Raw genomic sequence first — 22,113 nt, 5'->3', positions numbered from 1 at the left:
TAAATATGGCATTAGCTATCGTGAACTGCAGGAAATGCTGGCCGAACGGGGTGTGAATGTTGATCACACGACTATTTACCGTTGGGTTCAACGTTATACGAATCTAAAAATGGGAGCCTATAGCTCCCATTTTTATTGTTAAACGTTGAATCCTATATGTTTTCCTGTTGGAAGCTCTACATCAATACGGAGCTTCCCACCCATTGCCTCAACATACTTTTTCATGGTTGAAATCTTAAGATCATTGCCACGATTTTCTATTGCTGAAAGCGATGGCTGTTTTATTCCCAAAGTTTCAGCAAGCTCTTTTTGAGAAATTTCGAGTTCTTCACGAATAAGATGAAGCTGATTTTCTAGCAGTAATTCATCAGCCATTTTTTGAATACGGGCTTGGCTCTCTGGAGAGCGGCTAGCTAACAATTCTTGCAGAGTCTTAGCCATTAGATTTATCTCCTAGGGTAGTGAGATGAAGTTGGTATTGTTCATCTGCAATATCCAGCATGTCTTTATAAAAACGCTTTTTACCGCCTTTATCAGCAATACATAGAACAATAGCCTGTCGTAAGGGATCAAATGCGAAGAAAGCTCTTAAGGGTCTACCGCGATGTTGAACACGCAGTTCTTTCATATTGGTAAATTTAGACTCATACACAGTATCTACTAAAGGACGGCCTAAACTCGGTCCCTGCTGCTGTAGAACAACCAGGGCAGCTAGGACCTTCTCTTGTGTAGGTTCATCTTGCTGTTCAAGCCACTGATTAAATAGATCTGTCGTAATGACTGTCCACATACCACAACCAAAATATAGATTATAGTCTATATTTTAGGGGCATTATGTTTGTTTTGCAAATGAAAAAGGATAAGCAATAAAAAACCCCGGTATCCTGCCGGGGGTTTCTATTGTTACTTGCTGCGCTTTTGTACCCTTTGGTCCATGTGCAATAACTTATAATTTTTGTTTTATGTTATGGAACTTCCTGTTCCTGATGAGTTCATCATAGGAAAACTCCAGTTTTCAGAATAGCCGCAAATAGCCGATATTCTTGTGCGTTCTAACCTACAAAATAGCCTAAATTTTATCCACAGCAATTGGGGATAGTTTCGCAACCTAGAGCCGCATGAAATGGGCACTGATCCCAAGATTGATCATTTCTTAATCAATTTTCTTGGCAAAATGTTACAGATCCGCTTAAAAACTCACCAACTTATTACAAAAGCCAATTTTTGTGCGTTTTGTGATCAGGGTGAAAATTTTAAGTTATTGATATTTATATTAATATACAAGTGTACTTCGTATAATCGCCATTATGTTAAATGACAATGATTTTAGTTGATTATTCATCCTTATAGCTTTTGAAAACTTGCAGAACTTTTCTTAATTTGTAATCCTTGCTGCCAAGGGTGCCTAGCTAAGCTAAGGCAGGTATTTGTTGTAGTCGGGCCGCTATAACAGGATGAAGAGTACCTGTATGTTTAATCTAAATATTTTTAATAAGATTTCTACTGAAGTCTTAACCTATAAGAATGCCCTTGAACTGAATTCAGAGAATCAATTAATCATAAAATATAAGACCTCCAGTTCTGATGAATATAGAAAAGCTATTGTCTTGATTCTAAAAGAGCGAGGATATAGTAGGTTGGAAATAGGGCAGTTACTTGAGAGTTAATTCTTAAGATTTCCTAAAATTAACATAGTACACCTTATACGAATTCCCAGAGCATGGCTTTCAGCCATGCTTTTGTTTATCAAAATAGTATAGATATATGAATTTTAAGATAAAGAAAAAGCCTTATAGTCTCTCCCGGAACTATAAGGCTTATAAATCGCTGTAATTTTTTTCTTAATTACCTACTTTTTTCCTCTATAGGTTATGAATATATTTTACCGATAGGTAAAAAACAAAGATATAAGACAAAAGATGAATATGCTAAGAATTCCGCGTAAAGCTTACTATGTTATTCACCAATTAAAATGTCTATGCGATAAACCATTTAAAATGTCCTGTTTTTAACTGCAAGAGTCAAGCACAGGATTTAAATTTCTTTGTTCAATAGCCGCTTTCTGAGCTTTACGACTCGGCATACTTTTCTTGAGACGGGAACGTTTATTTTGTTTTTCCAACTCTTCATGCTGTTGCTGGATATGCGCCAGAACCGAGCCTAATCTTTTATTCTCAACCACTTCATTCTGCTGTAGTCCAGCCAGTTTATTGAAGACACTATAGTTGATCTTCCGTCCTTCATGCATGATCGCCACAGTGCCATCCGGGTACTCCAGAAATGAAATGTATTGCCCAACAAGCTTATGATTCAGCTCTGTCGGTTCAAGCAGATAAATACACTTGTCATAGGTAATCGTCAGGTTCTTCGTAACCTTACGCGGTTCCTGCCAGGTAAAAATATCATCTAGTTCAAGATCAGATTCGGTTAATGGCCGATGCAGATTCTTTGAGTTTCGCGCACATTTGGCGAACTTCTGATTGAAATGCTCAATAAAGCAGGGCAACCATGCATTGGCCTCCGCAATCGAGCCGATGCCTTCTAGACGCATCTCCTTAATCAGACGGTCCTGAAGGGTTCTATTCGCTCGCTCTACGCGACCTTTGGCCTGTGGGGAGTTGGCAAAGATAATATCAATGTTTAACTCATTCAGAATCCGCCCAAATTGCGTGATCTTGCTATCTTGGCTTGATTTCTGATTGACCCGGAATACAGAGTGTTTATCGCTATAAAAGGCTAGAGGCTTTCCATATTGCTCAATGTAGGCTCGGGTTGAAAGCATATAATCAAAGGTTGTTTCCGCCTCACAAAAGCGCAGATGCAACAGCTTTCCAGTAGCATCATCGATATAAACTAATAAACAGCATTTAGCAGCCCGACCTTCAAACCAGTCATGATATGAACCATCAATCTGGATCAGCTCACCGAAGCAATCACGGTTATAGCGTGGCTGATAGGGACGTTTCAGGCGTTTGGATCGAGGAATCCAGAGCTCATTGGCCGTCATCCAGCGACGAACCGTTTCTACTGGGATATTCAGGTCAAATATGCTACTGAGCTTCTCATGCGCCAAGGTGGGACCGAAGCCCAGCAGATGTTCAGAAATAATGGAAAGGCACTTTGATTTTAACAAGTCATCATGGCGACGATGACCAGGTTGACCACGACTGGCATGCGCCAGACCTGAAACACCATCTTGATTGAGCTTGTGCAATAACCGGGTAATTTGACGGGTGGAAAGATTCAGGATTTCAGCAGCACGGACTTGCGTAATACGATGATCTCGAACGTCTTGCAGTACTGCAAGACGTTGAATTTCTTTGTCAGACATAGTGATCAGCATCTATATTTTATATCCAGTCCATGGTGATAAAAACCATCATAAACTAGACATTTTTATTGGTGAGAATATAGACACTTTAAATGGGTTCTAACACGTGCATTTCGTAGAAGAGATTTTATGTTAAGTAAGTGATCAAAAGGCCCATAGATGGGGTGTAACTTCGTATAACGCCCATTATGTTAATTTTAGAGGAACTTAAGATTTAGGTTAAAGTTCCTTTTCAAAAAATTGACTAGCTAAAGGATGATCTTTCATTAAATTATTTATGTCATCTGGATCATAGCAACCACATAAACCCAAAAGAACTGGTCTAGCTACTTTATCAATACAACATCCTGAAACAACTTGCATACGCTGTAGTTTGTCATATCCAAAAACAGTATAGATCAGCTCGTCATCATCAAAATGACCTTTGCAAACTGAACAAGAGTCAGGATACTTCTTTAAAATTTTATTGATGTCTTTTTGCTGAGCAGCAGTAACAGCCATATAAAAACTCTATTCATTTGATATCAACCATTATTCTACAACGATCTGTATTCTTATACGTTCCATAAATAACATCTGAATCATTGCAACTAAATTTAGTTGCAAAAATTAAATCAAAGGTACTATACTGAGTTAGAACTGAGTGGGACTAAAATATGGGTAAAACGGAAAAGTTATTGGAAAAACTTGGAAATTCAAAAAATACATTTCCATATAAAGATTTAGTCGTTTTACTAAGCCAACTCGGTTATGAAAAGTTTGAAATGGCAGGCTCTCGTGTTCGTTTTTTTAATGAAAAAACTGAACATATGATTTTACTGCATAGACCACACCCTGAGAATGAAATCAAAGGCGGTGCATTGAAAGCTGTAAAACAGGCACTTAAGCAGGAGAGATTTTTATGAGCTATCTAAAATATAAAGGTTATCTTGGAACAATTGAGCCTGATTTAGAAACAGGTGAGTTGTTTGGAAAAGTTGCTTTTATACGTGATTTAATCACTTATGAAGCCGAAACATTAAAAGCATTAGAACAAGCTTTTCAAGAATCTGTAGATGGCTATTTAGAATCTTGTATCGAACTAAATAAAAAACCAGATCAGCCTTTTAAAGGTACGTTTAATGTACGGATTAGCCCTGATCTACACCGTAAAGCTGTTTTAGCATCAAGTAATTCCTTGAATAACTTTGTAAGCGATGCAATTCAAGAAAAGCTAATGCGTCTAGGTGTTTAATTTATTGAAATTTATATAAAATTAAAAAAAGGAAGCATATCGCCATTGCTGTCCTACAATTTTTCACAAGAGGAAGCTCATTTGAGCTTCCTCTTGTTTTATGGGTATTTTATCGGGTGAAAATAAAGCTTTTAAAGTTCTTCTTTCAAACAAATTCACTTGAATTATTCTGAGTAAACGTTGAACTGTCCAACCTGTTTTTCCTAAATGTTGAGCGAAACTCACCAATAAATAGGCGATCATCGCAATCCAGATTTGTGTCTGAATTGCGTTCCTGCTGCGGCCTAGAAACGCTTTTAATTTGAGATTCTGCTTAATCGCCTTAAAGAACAGCTCAACTTTCCAACGATCTTTATAAATCGCCGCAATGGTAGAGGCGGCTAAATGAAAGTTATTGCTGAGAAAGCTAAAGTGCTTGCCACTTTGCTGATCTCTATATTCAATTCTTCTTAACACTGGGGCTTTTCTTTTTAGGGCATGTGCGCTATTCAGCTGAATGGTTTCATCTTTTAGAATACCTTTGGATTCAAGCACTGGATGTTGCTGGATCACCTGATACACAGATTTAGGCCTAAAACGTGTGACAAATCCAATGTTTTGAGCAGTCAGATTTGCATACCATTGGTAATCGACATAGCCTTTATCAAAAACTACAATGCTGCCAGCAGGAAACTGGAATTTGCGGCCTTGTACCATGTCATTTTCTTTGCCATTTTCAACTGCAACAAACTCAGGAATATCATTGCTGTGATTCAATCCTATGCTGAGTTTCATGCTGGCTTTTGAGTCGTGAACTTTGGCCCATTCACATAAGGAAAGCGACAGGTCAATATGACTGGCATCCAAGGAATACAAGGGATTCTTAAAGCGAAATTTATGAGCTACTTTTGAGTGTTCATAGTATTTAAGCAACTTGTAAAATAGCTGTTGATACAAGGCAGCAGGCTGTTGCTCATTGATTCGTGCCAGCGTGCTTCGGGGGAATAGACTTTGCTCCGAGATGACTTAGCTTTTCCTGTTGGCACTCCAAATTGGATTGAATATCTCTCAGACTTTGCCTACAAGAGAATTGAGACATCAATATGGCAATAAACTGATCCCACCGGGAAGCCGCTCTAAATTTCTGTCCAACATGGTGTACTTTAGCAAGTTGTTCAAAATCTTGTCGCACAACAGGTTTAATTAGCTCATGAAATACGGTATTCTGATGTGACAAAACCTGAATCCTGGTCATTAAAGTGTTTGTTTGCACTCATATTTTAACTGTTAGGACTCAGGTTTTTTTATTTAAAGCAAACTATGGGACAGCAGTGAGCATATCGCTTCCTTTTTTATGTAAACCTAACTTAGAACAGTCCCCTAACATAATTTTTTGAAAATACTAAGTTGAATTTTTAAAATTCAACTTGTACAGTTACTGTATCACTATATTTACCAGCAGGTAGATTCGGTGAATTAGTTTCTAGAATTTTTGTTGTGAAAGCATACCCCTGCTGAGTTTTCGCATCATAAATACCCGCATTTGTCGTTGCTACAGCACTTGACCACAGCTCATTATTCCTTCCCCAGCGTTCTGTAGTTGAGTTTTTATAAATTTCATAACTCAGATAGTTATTACCCACCTCTGACTTCATCGCACGTTGATTGCCATTTTGTGGATAGAGACCGTCATTCAAGCTCACCTTGTAAGGTGTCTTGACAGAACAACGTATTCCCATCGAGGTTTTAACTGGTTGAAATTCCGATGCAAAAGCAGCTGTTCCAAAATTTACATCATTGGTCGCAATACGGCAGTCTGGTAAAACTTCAATACTCAAATTTATAGAAGAATCACTACCACTGCCCCAATTTAGATCTGACAATAACCCTGGGCGTTGAAAATCTGGACTTTCAAAAAATACTCCTATTCCAATCAAAGCAATTGCAGGCACAGAATAATACCATTTGACTTTAAATGGCGTTTCAGATTGGTATATTCCAGGTGATACAGCTTGGCCTTGATTAATTTTGGCATAAAATGGTAATGAACCATTAGGTCCAGTAAAAAGATTGATAATCGTAAATGTACTCAAATCCCTTTCTTGCCCCGCATTAATTGGATTACTATTAGTATCCAAATAATTCACAACAAGACGTTCACCAGTTGCACTATTGATATAGTTGATTGGCATCTGATCGACCCGATATTTCAAATAAGTCATATTTGCTAAAGCCAAACTAAATCCACTACAGGATAAACCAGCACTGAATTGCGAAGATTGAACTCCATTTTCTGTCAAAGTGATTGACGGCACTTTACCAATAGACACATTGCCACTTGAATTAACACTACAATCAGCCTGACTTTGAGCGGAAATCAATATAAATCCAGAGAATAATAGACCTGCGGGTATTATTTTTTTTAAAGTAATCATGATTTAGCCACCTCACGACAAACAACAGACTTAATCACTGCAATCTGTTGTTGCGCTTGTTTTAAATCCAACGAAAATTGTGCTTCACAAATGCTCTGATCTGGAAGTTGCACCCGAATGCTATTTTCTGCACCCAAATCTTCAAGATAAGCAATCCCGTCCATCCCCACATAACTCGATTCTTGATCTGTACGGTGTACCACCGCACCCACTGGAATCGCTTGCCCATTTCTTTGCACTAAAGTCACATTCGCCGCATAAGACTGTTTGATTGGGAAGTCAATCACAACACCTGAGCCTCGTTTTGCCGCAATTCGATTTTCAACTTGGGTTGCATTAAAGTTTGATGGTAAGTCGATCGGGTTAATACTGTATTTAGCCGCGTAATAAGGCGTCACTGACGGTACAAAAACATAACCTTTCGCATTACTACGCCCGACCAAACTGTTTTCATAATGCACTGGGACATCTGCAATTTTGTTGGTATCAATCAAAGCAAACGACTCACCCAATCGATTGGCAGTAAAGACATTGCCTGACATCAACACCACCGAACCTGACAGTCCAAACCAATAGTTGTAATCATCGCTACCCGACATACCGACATCGGTATTAAAATATTGGTTACGGTAGCTGACACGTGCCTGATTGAAGTCATCACTGTTTTCATTAAAACGTCGAGTTAAATCAACACCAACACCACCGTCTAACGGTGCACTACGGTTATAGTTGATGTAAGAAGAATCACCACTTGATTGTTGGTTATAGCCTAGATTGGCTGTGGATTTGATCTTGGAAAATGGAACCGACAACTGAAATGTAGCAGTCCACTCTTTTTCAATAAAGTCTCGATTGGCACTTAATGACACCGTTGCACCACGTAGATAGGAAGGCAATACCGGTGCCCAAGACAGGTTCATCAGTTTATTTTCAATGTCTCTGCTCTTGGTTCGGATGTATGCCACCCCAAAAGTACCTGACTTATCTGTGGCAAAATAAGTATTGGCAACCAAACTTTTATGACTGTTGGCTGAAATCAAATCTGTATATTGCAAACGTGAAAGATCATAATAATACTGATCTCGCTGAGTATGATTGAGACTAAATCCAAAGCGTTGTTGGTTATAGCTATAACCTAGCGTGTATTGATTTCCCTTGAGGTTTTTATTTCCGTTCAAGTTATTATTTAACTGATTAAGCTCTCCATCAGCCCAGCTTTGGGTTGCCGAACCACTTAATACGCCAAACCTATTCAACTTAAGCACTAAACCTAGTCCAGCCAACTGAATTGAATCTGATAGTTCAACTCGTCCTTCAGCCGTAAGCCAATCGTTAATCCCGTAACGTGCGTCCGATGAACTGGCAAATTTACCATATGCAAAATTCTTAATCCCATAATCTTCCCGGATTTGTCCCATAGAGATGGAATAATCCAATAATCCAGCTTTAAGTAAAGTATTCGAAATATAAAACGGTACCGAGGTTGCTACCTGACGACCAATAGTATCTGTGGTGACAATAACCGCCTCACCTTTACCATTGATAAACGGAACATTATTTAGAATAAAGGGACCAGATTGCACGTCAGTTGAATTAGCTCTTTGTCCATTAATCAATAAATCTACAGTACTCGGTAAAGCCGCTTGTCCTTTAAACTGGGGTAAGGGATAGGTAATCAAATCTGGACGGGTACCAAAATTACGTTGTAACTGTAATCCACCCAAACGCACTGAACTTCCCCAGGCATTTTTACTTCCCGTAATGACATCACCCGCTAAAAATGAAACTACCCGGACTGGGTCATCATATTGCCAAGTGGTGTCATAGCGGCGATAGCCATCATTATCTTGATTTGAATCGTTTCCAATCCCATCAGATTTAAAATCAGTTTTGCTATAAACCCCTGAATTTCTCAGTACCCCATAAGGGGAGAAAAAGCGTTGTTCTGTAAAGAGTGTACTGCTATAGCCACCATTCTCTGGGCGGTAGGTATAAAAGTCATAGTTATTTAATAAACCAATACCCGACTGCGCTGTTTCAGGTTGATACCATGAATCCAAGCCGCGTATCTGCACCGGCATCCAACTGGCAGGTAGATCTAGACTAAAATACTGTTGCGCTGAATTGTACTCATACTTCAATTCAGGGATCTGATTGAGGCTGACCCAATCCAAAGCTTTGCCAGAAAAGCCCAAAGTAAATATATCCAGATCAGTCAGGTTTTTTTCTGACTGTTGCTGTAGTACATCGGCAGGCAGCTTAATCTGCAACTCATCCAGTTTCGACTGCTGGATAAAATAATGATCACCTTTGACAATGATGGGGATCACCTGTCGCGTCGAATATTGATTGATCACCAAGTCGAGATAGAGCTTAAATAAGCTATTCACTTCTGAAACATCTCGTGGTGGCGGGGGTAAACCATTTGCATAGACATTGCAGCTCAGCAATGGGATATTCGCGACCAATATCAATGTCAGGCTTTTACATAAAAAAGAAGGGGGGTGTAACCCTGATAAATAACCCATTTACCCCTCTCCTTCTTTTTTAATCTCCACCAATTCCTGTTTCACTCCTGAACTGTCAACCCCGTACAAACTGCTTTGACCACTCAGGCTGTTGAGTAACTTGTTGTCTAGATCAAACTTCATGGTGCTGTTTGCCAACACATAACCAAAGGCGGTTTTGCCAAAAGCCATTTGCTCTGAAGTCGGAGTTAATTTAATTCCCGAAAGTCGTGAAAATTTTGAACCAGTATTTTTAATATAAAGTTCAGGTTTGCCCTGTTCATTATTCTTGACCCACCAACTTAATATCGGTTTAGCCAAAGGATTTTTCGCATTGGTTTTTTGTGAAACTTCAGTTAAACCACTGCCAAGTCCTTTGCCATAGCTAAACAAGGGAATCGAATAACGCATCTGAAAGCTGACTGTCGATGTTTCTTTATCCGTTTCTGGATTCACTTTAATGGGTAATTCATCGACAATAATTCGATAGGCAAGTTCTTTTGCATCAGGTACAGCAGCCGAGCGGGTCAAACGCAACATATGCTTTTCTCCTGCCTTGATCTTTGCCACGGGTGGACTCGGAATAACTTCAGTTTGTTCCGCATAAGCATCTTGCTGATGATTCTGATCCCATTTAAATACCCGAATCTGTACCATGGCATCAGAGTTACCGGTATTTTGTAGCCATACCGCAGTGGCTTTTTCATTTTCTTCAATTTTGGGATAGATTGGCCAGATTAAAAAAGTGGCCTGTGCGAATACCGGTGAAGTGACCATCAATATCGCGGCCGTAGAGAAAGTTCTGCCCGACCATATTTTCATTTTATTTAAACTCATAGAATCACCATGTAATCGTAATTGCGACCGTATCTTTATACAGGCCAGCTGATCGTGTTTGATTGTTATTATTCAAGTCTGCAACACCATAAACTGCAAAACCCAGTACGGTGTTCAAAGTAGTGGTTGGTGGCAGTGAGTAACTACTCCCACTGGCATATTCGCCTTGTAAACTACTGTCCTGATAAAGCTGATAAGGTACAAACTCATTCTGCTGGGCATGTTTCATCCGCCGAGAATTATTTGAAAAGTGATCACCACCATTCAACATCACCTTTACTGGTAACTGTGCAGTACATTGGATATTCCAGCTTTGCGCAGTATTAATGACGGATCCTTTTAACTGCCCCTGCGCCACAACAGGATGACGACCAAAATCAAGTAGCTGTTCGACATTGCTGAGTTTGCACCCATTTTCAATGGTCGCCTGCACTTTAAAACTTGCCGAAGTTACAGGATCAACAGCAAACCCACTTTGAACAATCGAAATCAGCAGAACACTTAAACCTATTTTTTTCATGATTTTGTTCTTTAAAATTCAATGGTAATTGGAATAGTGTCGGTATATTGTCCAAGCGAGACTGACCGACCATTATTAACAGTTTGTCCCATGAGATTAAGCGTTTGCGGCTGACCATTATTGGTCAAAGTAATGATTTGATTGGGCCTTAACGCTTCGCGAGCAGTTCCATATAAAATGTTGTAGGCAAGGAAATCTGTGCCATTACTGATTGCACGAAAATAATTTGCGCCAAAAGGTGCTGGTACCTTGCTGTCATGTTGCCCCGCACCAAAGGTAACTTTTATTGGGGCATTGCCAGGGCATTGAATGGTCAAACCTGATGTAGAACCCTGACTTAAACTGGTCTCTATCACCTGATTAAATGCAGCTGTGGTTTCTCCGAAATCCAGCTGTCCAAAATTTAATCCATTTGTTCCATTATTCACGGTCTCATTGTTGATCTTGCAGGAAGGCTCTAGTTCAAGTTGAATATTTAACTTAGCGCCCAACTGCCCAGCACTAGTGAGTGACGATACAATGCTACAGAGTAGCAATCCAACGTATTGTTTAAGTAATAGGTGCATACGTTCCTCCTAAAAACAGGCCTGTTAAACAACAAACCTGTTCACTGTTACGTATACTGATTAGAAATTAACAGTCACCAATAACGTGTCTGTATAATCACCCTGTGCTTTTGCAGTGCCGTTGTTTGCAGCAATTGCACCAAAGATTGGAACTTCTTGAGCTACACCTGCCGCAGCAGTGAAAGTCTGAGCTGTATTAATGACATAAGGATTGGTACGTGCTGCATCACGATAAACGCTATAGTTTACAGTATCTGTACCAGCAGTATGTTTAAGACTACGATCAGCACGCTCACCACCATCAATTGCAACAGTAAAGTCAACAGGATCTGTACTATCACATTTTACAGTGAGATGATTTCCTGTCCCTGAAGAGGCAACCTGTCCAGTTAAAACGTTGCTCCAAGTACCAGGAGTTTTACCGAAATCTAATGTACCAAATTGGTTCATATTTCCAGTAACAGTAGAACCCTCAACAGTACAACCCGTTGAAACATTCAGCTTAACATCAACTTGACCAGTAACAGCGGCTTGTGTAGTAGCGATATAACCTGTGCTTAACAATGCAGTTAGTGTTAGTTTTGTAAAAATATTCATATTAATTCCCATGCTTTTGTAAAATACCTATCAAATATGCGCCAAAAAAGTGACGCAATTAACAAAATAAAACATTTATATAAATGATTCCACGACAATTAAGTTCAAATATGTAAATTACTTAGGGTCTGTTGACATTTACTGTTCATAATTAAACCTATAAAGGTAGCCATAAAAATATACAGGCTAAGGCAACAGCACTTTGATAATTTCTTTTGAGCTTGTCATATCGAGTAGCTATTCCTCTAAATTGCTTTAATCTACAAAACATATTTTCAACTAAATGCCTGATTTTATATAAATACCAGTCCATATGATCATTGTTCGATTGGCTATTTATTTTCTTTGGTATATTCGCTTTTGTCCCTGTTTTTCTGATCTGTTCACGCAGTGGTTCTGAATCATAGCCTTTATCTACGCAGACCACTTTTATCTCTTTTAAGTCTAATGTTGATATTAAATCAGGCGCAACTTTAACATCATGTGTGGTTCCATCGGTAATCATGAAATCAATAGGATTGCCATGTGCATCAACAATCAAATGTATTTTTGAGGAGTTTCCTCCTACACTTTTAGAAATAGATTGATTCGCTATGCCGGCAGAATGTTGATGAGCACGTACATGAGAGCCATCAATAAAAATCCACTCCATATCGGGGCATGAGGCTAGTAATTTGAATAATCTAAGTAACTTACCGCTGCTTGACCAACGATTAAAACGTTTGAAAATAGAGTTTGAATGACCAAAACAAGAAGGAATATCTCGCCACGGACAGCCTGTTCTAATTCTATAGAGAATAGCTTCAATAAAATTGCGTAAATTTGAGTTGTGGTGAATGGATAAATTACGCAGAATAACTTTCAACTTTTGCCAGTGTTGATCTGTCAGCATGGTACGAGGCATAGCGAATAGTAAAATTGGGTTTGGTGATTTGATTTTACTACTTCGCTATTTTTTTAAGCTAAAAGTGTCAACACACCCTAGTATCTTATCTCAATAATTGATTATTTCGGGGGGAATATGCTGGTTGATATCACGGATTATCTAGATGTGCCTGCAAGAAATGAAGCATTAGAAAAGTTAGATTTGCTTAATAGATTTGAAAACTTAAAGAAAAGTGGTCAGTTAATAGAGGCTGCAAATCTGCTTGAGAATTCATGTAAGGATCCGCATATCTTTCACGGACATTACAAGAAACTCTTTATGGTATGGCGGCAATTAAATAAAGAGGACTTGATAGCTTGCAACTATCAAGCTGTGATTGAAAGGGTTATAAAAACCATAAAGCTCAATGATGAGATGCTTACCGAAATGAGCATATATTGGAGCAAAGTGCACGGTGTGCGTAGAACCAAATCCTATTTTTCAAAATACAGTCATGTGAAAATTTCTGACGGTAAAACTTTATTAAAAGCAGCAGCGGCTACACAAGACAAAAAAGTAATAAAGATTGCAGAGAAATTAATAAATTCATTTACAAAGGACGCAAAATGAAAAAAATAATTGGTATGGCAGTCTTATCGTTTCTAACATTCAGTGCCTTTGCTGGCTTTGAGACACCAGAGGATCAAAGAACCAAAAGATTAACCGAGAGGGCTTTAGAAACTAAAAACTATATTGATAGCATGGTAGGAAGAACGGCTTGGTATAATTCAAATGAATGCCTCACTGAAAAAATATATCCTGATACCAGTAATATATCTTATGGATCTGCAACCTACTCCACAAATGGGGAGTATAAACCAATTGTTTTTGAGTCAGCAGAGATGCAACAAGACACATATAAAGATTATGTGACTTTCAAGATCAAGATTGGCGAAACGGATGAGGGATATATCCAAACAAGTACAGCAATGCCACTCAAGATTAGTGACAATGAGTATGTAGGCTGTTTTAAGGCAAATAAACCTATTAAAAAAGAAAGCACTATAAGTAAATCTATTGACGATATCTTATTTGGGTGGAGCTACTCGTGTAAAAAAGATAAATTTAATCAGTCTAAGAGTTGCTACCTACACAGGGCAAATAGCGATTTAATGGTTGGCATATACAATGGACAGCACAGTGTATATGTGGGACGGGATCACTATCCAAGATCACAAAGCGCCATAAAAATTGATAGCAACACACCTATTTATGGGTATGAAGGTTCAAGCAGCACTCCTCAAAAAGCTATCGAGCAACTGAAAAGAGGAAAGGTTGCTTACACCAGATATAAAGAATGGCCATATGATTACAATCAGGATGGTGAAGTTGACTTGACAGGATTTACTGAAAAATACAATGAAATGATAGATGAGTATAAGAAGCTCTGAAACTTAGAACTTGATATAAATAAATATATGCATTTATTAAAATTTTCTACAATTAACATAATACACCTTATACGAAATGCGTTATAATTCTCTTGAAAATTCAATGCTGTAGTTTCTAGTTGATAGCCCATCTTCCCCAAGATGGGTTTTTTTTATGATTTTTCACGTTCCATGCCTATTATTTAATCAAAGTTTCACAACTTTATTCATATGAGTTAAACAATCGTGGTTAATCATAGGGTCTAAAAAAACGGCTCCAAAAGCCTCTTTTTTCGGATTCTGGTTGTTCAGGGGTAGCAATCTGTTTAGGTGAACCGTACTTGGTTTATTGGAGACAAGTTTTTAAATCTAATTTATGTAACTATAGAGTATACCCTAAAGTTACAATCTGAAAGTTCATGAAATTATGTATCATTTAAATGATTTTTAATCATAAGTAACATGTAACTTTGATATTAAAGATTTATAATTTACAAAATTGTTCATTTTTATCCAATTGGGGCGAGAAAGAGTGAAAGGCCAAAAAGTAGGTTATGTGCGAGTGAGTTCGGTCGAGCAAAATACTGGGCGTCAACTTGAGGGGATTGAAGTCGACCGGATTTTTGTTGACCGTGCTTCAGGTAAAAATACTGACCGACCTAAATTTCAGGAAATGTTGAACTATGTCCGGGAAGGGGACAGGGTGATTGTACATTCCATGGATCGTTTTGCGCGAAGCCTGAAAGATTTGGTCACTGAAGTAGATAAACTGGTCAAACGAGGGATTGCCATCCAGTTTGTAAAAGAAAATATTACTTTTACGGCCGAATCCACCCCGATGGATAATTTGATGCTGCAATTGATGGGTGCTTTTGCACAGTTCGAACGTGAGATCATTTTAGAGCGGCAAAAGGAAGGAATAAAACTCGCCTCTGCTCAGGGGAAGTACAAAGGTCGGGTGCATAAACTAAAGCCTGACCAAGCTGAAGCTTTACGACAAGCATGGAGGGAAGGGAAGTATCCATCAAAAATGGCATTAGGAAAAGCTTTTGGGATTAGTCGTCAGGCGGTATACCGATATTTACAAGTTAGTGAATAGTGAACCGTACCGGGTTTGTCGGAGACTTTTTTATTTAAGTTAGGCCACCTGACCTAACGGGTTAATCTTATCATAGTATATTGCTTCAAACTCAAAAGGCGATACATAACCCAGTGCACTGTGTACACGCTTTTTATTGAACCAATCTACCCAATTTAGTGTCGCAAGTTGTACATCCGCTAAACCTTGCCAACCTGCTTTTAGATATTCAATCACCTCTGTTTTGTATAAGCCATTCACCGTTTCAGCCAAAGCATTATCGTATGAATCACCAGTCGTACCGACTGATGCTCGTAAATTTGCAGCTTCTAAACGATTGGTATGGCGAATGGAAAGATATTGAACACCTCTATCTGAATGATGAATCACATTCTTTGGCATGCCTCGATCATGCAATGCTTGCTCCAATGCATCGAGCACCATATCTGTATTCATTCGTGTAGATACTTTCCAGCCAACAATTGCTCGTGAGAACACATCAATAATAAAGGCGGTATAGACTCAGCCTGAATTTGTTTGAATATACGTAAAGTCACTCACCCACAGTTGGTCAGGATGATCAGCAGTAAAATTACGTTTCACTAAATCATCTGCTCGTTTTTGGTCATCTCGGCTACGGGTGGTTTGTTTGTTCTTACCTCACCAAACACCTTGTATACCTAGCTTTTTCATTAATCGAGCAACAGTACAGCGTGCGATAACATAACCTTCACGTTTCAGTTTTTGCCAGACTTTACGTACACCATACCGACCTGAACTTTCCTTCCAAATTCGTTTAATTTGTTCAGCATGATGCAAGTCATGTAAATCTCGCTTTGCTCGATGTTCTGGATTTTCGCAGAGATCTAGAGTGCGGTAATAGGTTGAAGGTGCGATTGGTAAAATTCTACAAATCGCCTCGACTCCGTACAGCTCTTTATTATTATGGATAAAATCCACCATTATTTGTGTGGGCAGTCGAGCTCCGCCTGGGCGAAAAAAGCGGCTGCTTTACGTAGAATCTCATTGGCGCGTTGCAGTTCTTTATTTTCGCGTTCGAGTTGTTTGATACGTTCTTGGTCTGAAAGCTGCTGTACTTTAACTGGATTTTGCTGATCTAAATGCTTTTGATGCCAGGCACGTAGTGTTTCAGGAGTACAACCCTTGCGCAGTATACTGCTCAGGGAGCAATAGCGGTGATCGCAGCCCAATTCGATGGATAATCTTTTTCAGATTCAATCAATAATTGAACCGCTCTTTCTCTAATTTCAGGGGTATATTTTAATTTTGTCATCGGGATAGTCTCTCAGAATATTAACTCTCCGACAAACCCGGTACGGTTCAGTCTAGGATCAATTTAAAAAATGGGTGGTGTTTCAAAAAGTATGCTGAAAAAAAGCAGGTTGGATTTTGATAAAATAGAGAAATGCGAATAACTCTAGAAATCAAGTGTCCAGCCTGCCTAAGTGACAGTATAAAGAAAAATGGCACAAAAGTAGATGGTAAGCAAAATTACCAATGTAAAATATGCAGACGTCAATTTATTGGTGATCATGCTCTCAGTTATCAAGGCTGTCACTCAGGTATCAAAACCAAAATATTACACCTCATGGTGCGAGGCAGTGGTGTCAGGGATATAGCAGAAATTGAAAGAGTAAGTATCGGTAAAGTTCTACGGACACTTAGCCAATCAAAATATCAACTTCGAGCACAGCAAAGTCATTATGAAACCCTTGAAGTAGATGAGTTTTGGACTTTTGTTGGTCATAAGCAAAATAAACAATGGCTAATTTATGCCTATCATCGAGAAACAGGTGAAATTGTTGCTTATGTATGGGGTAACCGAGATTTAGCCACTGCAAAACGACTTAAATTAAAATTGAAGCAGTTAGGTGTAAGCTATACATGTATATCAAGTGACCATTGGGATAGCTTTGTTACGACCTTTAAAGAATGCAAACAGTTGATTGGTAAATTTTTCACTGTGGGTATAGAAGGCAATAATTGTCGATTACGGCATCGAATCAGGCGAGGCTTTAGGAGAAGCTGCAACTTCTCCAAAAAGCTTGAAAATCATTTCAAAGCCTTTGATTTAGTGTTCTTTTATATCAATAATGGATTCGTTTAATGCCAGCATACTTTTTGAAACACTACCCATTTTTCACCTATTAACCAATTAGAATTAAGTTTTAAGCAGCTAAGTAATTTTACAAATACTATATCCTCATTCTTTAAAGATCAAAAAAATTGCTTTTTTATCTAACTAAAAGGTGTCTACAAAATTGGTGGCTATTCACTATAAGTTATAGAAATTACTAGATGTTTCTTTAATTCTGTTCTTTTCTATTCATTCGACACATAAGCTCACGAATTACGTAAACCCTATATAAGTTTATTTTTTAAACACTCGGATGTCTTATTTCATACATTAATTTACAGCGATTTCTTGGCGCATAAGGCTCTAATAAAAGTGTTTTTTAATTCTTGGCAGCCTTGCTACGAGTCTGTTTAATGTTGAACTAGAAAGAGGAAATCCGCATGCGTGCTCTTACCTATCATGGTGCTCGGGATGTACGAGTTGAATCTGTTCCAGATCCAGTGATTCAGGAACCAGATGACGTTATTTTAAGGGTGACAGCCACCGCCATCTGTGGCTCAGATCTGCATTTATACCGGGGAAAAATCCCGGCCACTGAAGACGGTGATATTTTCGGCCATGAATTTATGGGAATTGTAGAAGAAGTCGGCCCACAAGTAACCGAAGTCAAAAAAGGTGATCGGGTAATTATTCCCTTTGTGATTGCATGCGGTCACTGTTTTTTCTGTGAACATGAACTAATGGCTGCCTGTGAAAATACCAATACCGGCCGTGGTGCAATTCTCAATAAAAAACAGATTCCACCAGGGGCAGCTTTATTTGGCTTTAGCCATCTGTATGGTGGTATACCGGGTGGTCAAGCTGAATATGTGCGGATCCCCAAGGGCAATGTCGGACCATTTAAAGTGCCAGGCTCCCTGCCTGATGAAAAAGTATTATTCCTGACCGATATTCTACCAACCGCCTGGCAAGCAGTGAACAATGCCCAAGTTGGTCGAGGTTCCAGTGTGGCGATTTATGGTGCTGGCCCAGTCGGTCTGCTGGCTGCTGCCTGTGCGCGGATGCTCGGTGCCGAGCAGATTTTTATGGTCGATCACCATCCTTATCGTCTGCGTTTCGCACATCAAACCTATGGAGTGATTCCGGTCAATTTTGATGAAGTCGATGCCGCTGAATTTATCATTCAAAATACCACGGGTTATCGTGGAGTCGATGCCGTCATTGATGCGGTCGGTTTTGAAGCTAAAGGCAGCATGCTGGAAACCGTAATGACCAACCTGAAATTAGAAGGTTCGAGTGGTTCAGCGTTAAGACAATGTATTGCAGCGGTCCGCCGCGGCGGTGTGGTGAGTGTACCTGGAGTTTATGCCGGTCCAATTCATGGCTTCCTGTTTGGTGATGCCTTTGACAAAGGTTTAACCTTTAAAATGGGACAAACCCATGTGCATAACTACTTGCCGCAGTTGCTAGAACATATTGAAAATGGAGATCTGTCTCCAGATCTGATTATTACCCATCGCATGAAACTGGAAGATGCTGCGGAAGGTTACCGTATTTTTGATAAAAAAGAAGAAGACTGTCGTAAAGTGATTCTGACGCCATAAATATGATTAAAGGAAAGCGCCATCAGGCGCTTTTTTATTTTTTATCATCATTTTATCAATCCTCTTTTTCTTGTTTTTAAGGGCTTTGTTGCACAAAGATTTGAAATGCAAAGCGCCCCTAATTGAGCCAAATTTAAGGCGTAACTTGGGTAAGTGGTCGACCTAATTCCGTAAATCTGTTAAGCACTGCTACACGTGCATGGATCTCATTCACTTGGCTATCAAAACTCCTTGCACTGAGTTTATCTCCTAATAATTTAATGCAGTGCATCTTAGTTTCAACCAAACTTCGCCGATGATAGCCTGACCATTTTTTCCATAGTGTCCTGCCTAAACGTTTAACTGTTCGAAGTAATTCATTTCGCTCTAGCGAGCTACTCTTTGTATCTTTCCATGGTTTCGCATTTTTTCTAGGTGGAATCACCGTATGCGCTTGCCGATCTGCAATGACCTGACGGCATTGCTTGGTGTCATAAGCTCCATCGGTATAAACAGAGTCAATCGACTTTGGTGCAGGTGAATTACTGATTACCAGTATGGATGCCGATGGAACCAAAGCAGGCTATGACATCGCTTTAATGCGTCAAATCAATGATCGTGTCACGATTCCAACGATTGCTTCAGGTGGTGTAGGAAATTTACAACATTTGGCAGATGGTATTTTGAAAGGTGGCGCAGATGCTGTACTTGCAGCTTCCATTTTCCACTTTGGTCAACATACGATTCCAGAAGCGAAAAAATATTTAGCTGAGCAAGGCATTGAAATGCGCCTTTAAGCAATAAAAAATAGCGAGATCCAAACCTCTCAATGCGATTGCTTGAGAGGTTTTTTATTCGGCAAATTTTAGTCAAAAAAATACCTTGCTGAGCAAGGTATATGAAATGCGTTTATACAACGCTAGAGGGTAAACGAAAAACAATAAATTTGGATAAATATCAAGCAACAAAAAGGCTTGGGCTAAATTAGCGAGATATTCAGCAAAAATATTGACATTAAAAACCAATTTTATTGACAATTCACGACATAAGCACACGACCAGCATCATGTTTTGTCAAAATGCCCTCTTCACGCTTTATCAAGAAGCAACCGATACTTTTTCGATCTCTTCTGTCTGAGCAGCGGCCACCAATTTTGGTTTCTGTTCTACCCATTTAGCAGGAAATACTGATTCAATCGCTTCAGTTAATATCTTCGAAATCGGTGTAGGTAAAGGTAGACCCAATGGATTGGCTTCTTTCAAATCTGCTGAAGACACCACACGCGTCCCCATCACATAATCAAACCAAGGACGAGTAACACACCAATTTGCATCTTGGTTCGAGTTCATGTGGTGATCATAGTGCCACGGGATTGTACGCTTCGCCCAATCAGGCTCAAGATGGGCACGGCGATGAACATAATAATAATTCCCCGCACTATAAATCGCTGCAAGCGCCATGCCTTTTGAAAAAGGATAGAACACAACACTTAGCACACCTGCGGCTACAGCAAGTGACATTAACTCATTGCGCGTACGCCAGTTGTCCAGACCCTCGACATAACAATCATCAGAAAAGCCCTGCTTGCGCACTTCACGGTGGTGTGCCCAGTGCGATTCCATCTGTTTTGGCGTTGGGCTGAAACGTGGCTTGCCTTTACGGTGAACCCCATGCAGTAGATATTTATGGGCAAACCATTCATAACCGTTTGCAATCACCAAACCTGCAACAAAACCCTTCAACATGGTTTTCTCCAAATGTTTCCTTATTTTTTTAAAGATATAAATTTTTGTAGGCGAAGTATTGACGATACGATATATTTATATTGACAAAACACGACAGAATAAGGAGTAGACAGGATGTCCCAACTCAAGAACTATACAGGCTCTGTTTATGGCGGATTAGGGCATTTATTAAAGGCTTATTGCGAAACAAAAAATATTGAAATTCCTGAGCAATTACAACAAGTCCAAAATCTTGAACGTTTTGATTACGTCATTTGGCGTGACTTACTTGAAGATCTTAATCGTTTAAATCCCAAGACAGGTTTAGGCTTAGAAATTGCAGAGCACGTACAACCTAAACATTTAGGAATTATTGCTTATCTCGCACTGTCATGTGAAAACTTGGGCGAAGCATTGGCGCGTTATCATGATTTTCATCGCTTAATTTATGATGGTAGCCCTCTCGTCGTTGAATTTAACCCACCCTACGCATCAATCCGCTGGGAAGCTCCAGAACCCAACCCAACCCAATTAACAGATGAAATTGCAATTGCGCTGATGGTGCAATTCCATAAGTTATTTCTGTCAGGTGAAGATCTCAATCTACACGAAGTGCATTTTGTGAATACCGCACCGAAAAACATTATGGTTTATGAGCAGTATTTCCGTTGTAAAGTCCGTTTTGATCAGCCTAAAACTCAGCTACTTCTACCTGTTACCGAAGCCTTTAAGCCACTTCGAACAGGCGATCACACTTTACAGCAACTACTTTTACAGCAGGCACAGGCGCTTCTGGACAAATTACCCAACTCGACCCAACTCGACCAACGCTTGCAGCACGCCATTTTGACGGGCCTGCAAAAGAACCAATACCAGATCGACTTTATTGCGGGGAAACTGGGAGTTTCGGTTCGGCAGTTACAACGCCACCTGCAACAGCAAAATGCCACTTTTCAGGAACGGGTACAGGAAGTTCGCTTTATGCTGGCAACTGAATATCTAAAAGACCCACACCTGAGTTTACAGGAGATTGCCCTGCTGCTTTGCTATTCAGAACAAAGTGCCTTTCAGCGCGCATTGGCTTTGTTGCACAAAGATTTGAAATGCAAAGCGCCCCTAATTGAGCCAAATTTAAGGCGTAACTTGGGTAAGTGGGCGACCTAATTCCGTAAATCTGTTAAGGACTGCTACACGTGCATGGATCTCATTCACTTGGCTACCAAAACTCCTTGCGCTGAGTTTATCTCCTAATAATTTAATGCAGTGCATCTTAGTTTCAACCAAACTTCGCCGATGATAGCCTGACCATTTTTTCCATAGTGTCCTGCC

The 22,113-nt window shown here is 39.4% G+C and carries 21 protein-coding genes, 7 pseudogenes and 1 other annotated feature; of the genes and pseudogenes, 11 read left to right on the top strand and 17 right to left on the bottom strand.

What is annotated here, in order from left to right:
- A pseudogene (locus F955_RS16495) lies at positions 1 to 97 on the top strand (IS6 family transposase); the annotation flags it as partial.
- 41 nt (positions 98 to 138) lie between these two features.
- On the opposite strand, the gene F955_RS15690 reads toward F955_RS16495, so the two are convergent.
- Together F955_RS15690 and F955_RS15685 are read right to left on the bottom strand one after the other, a co-directional pair.
- Positions 139 to 441, bottom strand: a complete 303-nt coding sequence (locus tag F955_RS15690; protein ID WP_001140620.1) for a helix-turn-helix domain-containing protein — start codon at positions 439 to 441, stop codon at positions 139 to 141.
- On the bottom strand, positions 434 to 790 hold the full coding sequence (locus tag F955_RS15685; protein WP_004668307.1) for a type II toxin-antitoxin system RelE/ParE family toxin: 357 nt from the start codon (positions 788 to 790) through the stop codon (positions 434 to 436). Before F955_RS15685 ends, F955_RS15690 begins: the two co-directional genes overlap by 8 nt.
- A gap of 679 nt (positions 791 to 1,469) precedes the next feature.
- Between F955_RS15685 and F955_RS16935 the strand changes: the two genes are divergently transcribed.
- Positions 1,470 to 1,667, top strand: coding sequence for a hypothetical protein (locus tag F955_RS16935; RefSeq protein WP_004897314.1), 198 nt, complete (start codon positions 1,470 to 1,472; stop codon positions 1,665 to 1,667).
- Between the two features lie 341 nt (positions 1,668 to 2,008).
- Here F955_RS16935 and F955_RS15670 read toward each other — a convergent pair whose 3' ends face one another.
- A complete protein-coding gene (locus F955_RS15670) occupies positions 2,009 to 3,343 on the bottom strand; it encodes an ISNCY family transposase (RefSeq protein ID WP_004897313.1) in 1,335 nt (444 codons plus the stop codon).
- A gap of 207 nt (positions 3,344 to 3,550) precedes the next feature.
- A complete protein-coding gene (locus F955_RS15665; protein WP_004897311.1) occupies positions 3,551 to 3,832 on the bottom strand; it encodes a hypothetical protein in 282 nt (93 codons plus the stop codon).
- A gap of 155 nt (positions 3,833 to 3,987) precedes the next feature.
- Between F955_RS15665 and F955_RS15660 the strand changes: the two genes are divergently transcribed.
- Both F955_RS15660 and F955_RS15655 read left to right on the top strand, forming a co-directional pair.
- Complete coding sequence (locus tag F955_RS15660) at positions 3,988 to 4,236, top strand: type II toxin-antitoxin system HicA family toxin (protein ID WP_004897309.1); 249 nt, start codon at positions 3,988 to 3,990, stop codon at positions 4,234 to 4,236.
- A complete protein-coding gene (locus tag F955_RS15655; RefSeq protein WP_004897307.1) occupies positions 4,233 to 4,565 on the top strand; it encodes a type II toxin-antitoxin system HicB family antitoxin in 333 nt (110 codons plus the stop codon). Before F955_RS15660 ends, F955_RS15655 begins: the two co-directional genes overlap by 4 nt.
- A 63-nt stretch (positions 4,566 to 4,628) precedes the next feature.
- Here F955_RS15655 and F955_RS15650 read toward each other — a convergent pair.
- The 8 genes and pseudogenes from F955_RS15650 to F955_RS15615 form a co-directional block, all read right to left on the bottom strand.
- Positions 4,629 to 5,781: pseudogene (locus F955_RS15650) on the bottom strand (IS4-like element ISAbe18 family transposase).
- A gap of 178 nt (positions 5,782 to 5,959) precedes the next feature.
- Positions 5,960 to 6,982: a Csu type fimbrial protein gene (locus tag F955_RS15645; protein WP_171063241.1), complete on the bottom strand. Its 1,023-nt coding sequence runs from the start codon at positions 6,980 to 6,982 to the stop codon at positions 5,960 to 5,962.
- Positions 6,976 to 9,507, bottom strand: coding sequence for a fimbria/pilus outer membrane usher protein (locus F955_RS15640; RefSeq protein ID WP_004897300.1), 2,532 nt, complete (start codon positions 9,505 to 9,507; stop codon positions 6,976 to 6,978). The genes F955_RS15645 and F955_RS15640 overlap by 7 nt, the downstream gene beginning before the upstream one ends.
- Complete coding sequence (locus F955_RS15635) at positions 9,508 to 10,308, bottom strand: fimbrial biogenesis chaperone (protein WP_004897297.1); 801 nt, start codon at positions 10,306 to 10,308, stop codon at positions 9,508 to 9,510.
- A gap of 19 nt (positions 10,309 to 10,327) precedes the next feature.
- A complete protein-coding gene (locus tag F955_RS15630; protein ID WP_004897296.1) occupies positions 10,328 to 10,843 on the bottom strand; it encodes a Csu type fimbrial protein in 516 nt (171 codons plus the stop codon).
- A gap of 11 nt (positions 10,844 to 10,854) precedes the next feature.
- Positions 10,855 to 11,409, bottom strand: coding sequence for a spore coat protein U domain-containing protein (locus F955_RS15625; RefSeq protein ID WP_004897294.1), 555 nt, complete (start codon positions 11,407 to 11,409; stop codon positions 10,855 to 10,857).
- Positions 11,410 to 11,469: 60 nt separating this feature from the next.
- A complete protein-coding gene (locus F955_RS15620) occupies positions 11,470 to 12,006 on the bottom strand; it encodes a Csu type fimbrial protein (protein WP_004897293.1) in 537 nt (178 codons plus the stop codon).
- A gap of 157 nt (positions 12,007 to 12,163) precedes the next feature.
- On the bottom strand, positions 12,164 to 12,910 hold the full coding sequence (locus F955_RS15615) for an IS5-like element ISAba31 family transposase (protein WP_004897291.1): 747 nt from the start codon (positions 12,908 to 12,910) through the stop codon (positions 12,164 to 12,166).
- A 117-nt stretch (positions 12,911 to 13,027) separates the two neighbouring features.
- Between F955_RS15615 and F955_RS15610 the strand changes: the two genes are divergently transcribed.
- Both F955_RS15610 and F955_RS15605 read left to right on the top strand, forming a co-directional pair.
- On the top strand, positions 13,028 to 13,501 hold the full coding sequence (locus F955_RS15610) for a hypothetical protein (RefSeq protein WP_004897289.1): 474 nt from the start codon (positions 13,028 to 13,030) through the stop codon (positions 13,499 to 13,501).
- Entirely contained in the window at positions 13,498 to 14,322 is an 825-nt protein-coding gene (locus tag F955_RS15605) for a hypothetical protein (protein ID WP_004897287.1), read from the top strand. The genes F955_RS15610 and F955_RS15605 overlap by 4 nt, the downstream gene beginning before the upstream one ends.
- A 229-nt stretch (positions 14,323 to 14,551) precedes the next feature.
- Here F955_RS15605 and F955_RS17040 read toward each other — a convergent pair.
- Positions 14,552 to 14,629: pseudogene (locus F955_RS17040) on the bottom strand (plasmid replication DNA-binding protein); the annotation flags it as partial.
- A 204-nt stretch (positions 14,630 to 14,833) separates the two neighbouring features.
- Between F955_RS17040 and F955_RS15600 the strand changes: the two are divergent.
- On the top strand, positions 14,834 to 15,400 hold the full coding sequence (locus F955_RS15600) for a recombinase family protein (protein ID WP_004897285.1): 567 nt from the start codon (positions 14,834 to 14,836) through the stop codon (positions 15,398 to 15,400).
- 39 nt (positions 15,401 to 15,439) lie between these two features.
- On the opposite strand, the pseudogene F955_RS16485 reads toward F955_RS15600, so the two are convergent.
- Positions 15,440 to 16,673: pseudogene (locus tag F955_RS16485) on the bottom strand (IS3 family transposase).
- Positions 16,268 to 16,384, bottom strand: a sequence feature (AL1L pseudoknot). Its footprint overlaps the pseudogene before it by 117 nt.
- A gap of 132 nt (positions 16,674 to 16,805) precedes the next feature.
- Between F955_RS16485 and F955_RS15580 the strand changes: the two are divergent.
- Positions 16,806 to 17,507 carry an IS1 family transposase gene (locus F955_RS15580; RefSeq protein WP_004282341.1) on the top strand — a complete coding sequence of 234 codons (702 nt, stop codon included), beginning with the start codon at positions 16,806 to 16,808 and terminating at the stop codon, positions 17,505 to 17,507.
- A gap of 410 nt (positions 17,508 to 17,917) precedes the next feature.
- On the top strand, positions 17,918 to 19,081 hold the full coding sequence (locus F955_RS15575; RefSeq protein ID WP_004897278.1) for a zinc-dependent alcohol dehydrogenase: 1,164 nt from the start codon (positions 17,918 to 17,920) through the stop codon (positions 19,079 to 19,081).
- Positions 19,082 to 19,214: 133 nt separating this feature from the next.
- Here the strand turns inward: F955_RS15575 and F955_RS16475 are convergent.
- Positions 19,215 to 19,589: pseudogene (locus tag F955_RS16475) on the bottom strand (IS5 family transposase); the annotation flags it as partial.
- On the opposite strand from F955_RS16475, the pseudogene F955_RS15570 reads away from it, so the two are divergent.
- Positions 19,585 to 19,857: pseudogene (locus tag F955_RS15570) on the top strand (HisA/HisF-related TIM barrel protein); the annotation flags it as partial. The pseudogenes F955_RS16475 and F955_RS15570 overlap by 5 nt on opposite strands.
- Before the next feature lie 300 nt (positions 19,858 to 20,157).
- Here the strand turns inward: F955_RS15570 and F955_RS15565 are convergent.
- Positions 20,158 to 20,805 (bottom strand): sterol desaturase family protein, encoded by a 648-nt coding sequence (locus tag F955_RS15565; protein ID WP_004812246.1) that lies wholly within the window; start codon positions 20,803 to 20,805, stop codon positions 20,158 to 20,160.
- Between the two features lie 114 nt (positions 20,806 to 20,919).
- Between F955_RS15565 and F955_RS15560 the strand changes: the two genes are divergently transcribed.
- A complete protein-coding gene (locus F955_RS15560; RefSeq protein WP_004897275.1) occupies positions 20,920 to 21,948 on the top strand; it encodes an AraC family transcriptional regulator ligand-binding domain-containing protein in 1,029 nt (342 codons plus the stop codon).
- Here F955_RS15560 and F955_RS16470 read toward each other — a convergent pair.
- Positions 21,916 to 22,113, bottom strand: a pseudogene (locus tag F955_RS16470) (IS5/IS1182 family transposase); the annotation flags it as partial. The gene F955_RS15560 and the pseudogene F955_RS16470 overlap by 33 nt on opposite strands.

Source organism: Acinetobacter schindleri CIP 107287 (assembly GCF_000368625.1).
Taxonomy (GTDB): domain Bacteria; phylum Pseudomonadota; class Gammaproteobacteria; order Pseudomonadales; family Moraxellaceae; genus Acinetobacter; species Acinetobacter schindleri.
The sequence above is the reverse complement of the archived record's forward strand: the minus strand, read 5'-3'. Positions and strand labels throughout refer to the sequence as shown.

Excerpts from the sequence above, each read along its gene's own strand:
- F955_RS15690 (WP_001140620.1), bottom strand. The coding sequence starts at position 441 with ATGGCTAAGACTCTGCAAGAATTGTTAGCTAGCCGCTCTCCAGAGAGC.
- F955_RS15685 (WP_004668307.1), bottom strand. The coding sequence starts at position 790 with ATGTGGACAGTCATTACGACAGATCTATTTAATCAGTGGCTTGAACAG.
- F955_RS16935 (WP_004897314.1), top strand. The coding sequence starts at position 1,470 with ATGTTTAATCTAAATATTTTTAATAAGATTTCTACTGAAGTCTTAACC.
- F955_RS15670 (WP_004897313.1), bottom strand. The coding sequence starts at position 3,343 with ATGCTGATCACTATGTCTGACAAAGAAATTCAACGTCTTGCAGTACTG.
- F955_RS15665 (WP_004897311.1), bottom strand. The coding sequence starts at position 3,832 with ATGGCTGTTACTGCTGCTCAGCAAAAAGACATCAATAAAATTTTAAAG.
- F955_RS15660 (WP_004897309.1), top strand. The coding sequence starts at position 3,988 with ATGGGTAAAACGGAAAAGTTATTGGAAAAACTTGGAAATTCAAAAAAT.
- F955_RS15655 (WP_004897307.1), top strand. The coding sequence starts at position 4,233 with ATGAGCTATCTAAAATATAAAGGTTATCTTGGAACAATTGAGCCTGAT.
- F955_RS15640 (WP_004897300.1), bottom strand. The coding sequence starts at position 9,507 with ATGGGTTATTTATCAGGGTTACACCCCCCTTCTTTTTTATGTAAAAGC.
- F955_RS15635 (WP_004897297.1), bottom strand. The coding sequence starts at position 10,308 with ATGAAAATATGGTCGGGCAGAACTTTCTCTACGGCCGCGATATTGATG.
- F955_RS15630 (WP_004897296.1), bottom strand. The coding sequence starts at position 10,843 with ATGAAAAAAATAGGTTTAAGTGTTCTGCTGATTTCGATTGTTCAAAGT.
- F955_RS15625 (WP_004897294.1), bottom strand. The coding sequence starts at position 11,409 with ATGCACCTATTACTTAAACAATACGTTGGATTGCTACTCTGTAGCATT.
- F955_RS15620 (WP_004897293.1), bottom strand. The coding sequence starts at position 12,006 with ATGAATATTTTTACAAAACTAACACTAACTGCATTGTTAAGCACAGGT.
- F955_RS15615 (WP_004897291.1), bottom strand. The coding sequence starts at position 12,910 with ATGCCTCGTACCATGCTGACAGATCAACACTGGCAAAAGTTGAAAGTT.
- F955_RS15610 (WP_004897289.1), top strand. The coding sequence starts at position 13,028 with ATGCTGGTTGATATCACGGATTATCTAGATGTGCCTGCAAGAAATGAA.
- F955_RS15605 (WP_004897287.1), top strand. The coding sequence starts at position 13,498 with ATGAAAAAAATAATTGGTATGGCAGTCTTATCGTTTCTAACATTCAGT.
- F955_RS15580 (WP_004282341.1), top strand. The coding sequence starts at position 16,806 with ATGCGAATAACTCTAGAAATCAAGTGTCCAGCCTGCCTAAGTGACAGT.
- F955_RS15575 (WP_004897278.1), top strand. The coding sequence starts at position 17,918 with ATGCGTGCTCTTACCTATCATGGTGCTCGGGATGTACGAGTTGAATCT.
- F955_RS15565 (WP_004812246.1), bottom strand. The coding sequence starts at position 20,805 with ATGTTGAAGGGTTTTGTTGCAGGTTTGGTGATTGCAAACGGTTATGAA.
- F955_RS15560 (WP_004897275.1), top strand. The coding sequence starts at position 20,920 with ATGTCCCAACTCAAGAACTATACAGGCTCTGTTTATGGCGGATTAGGG.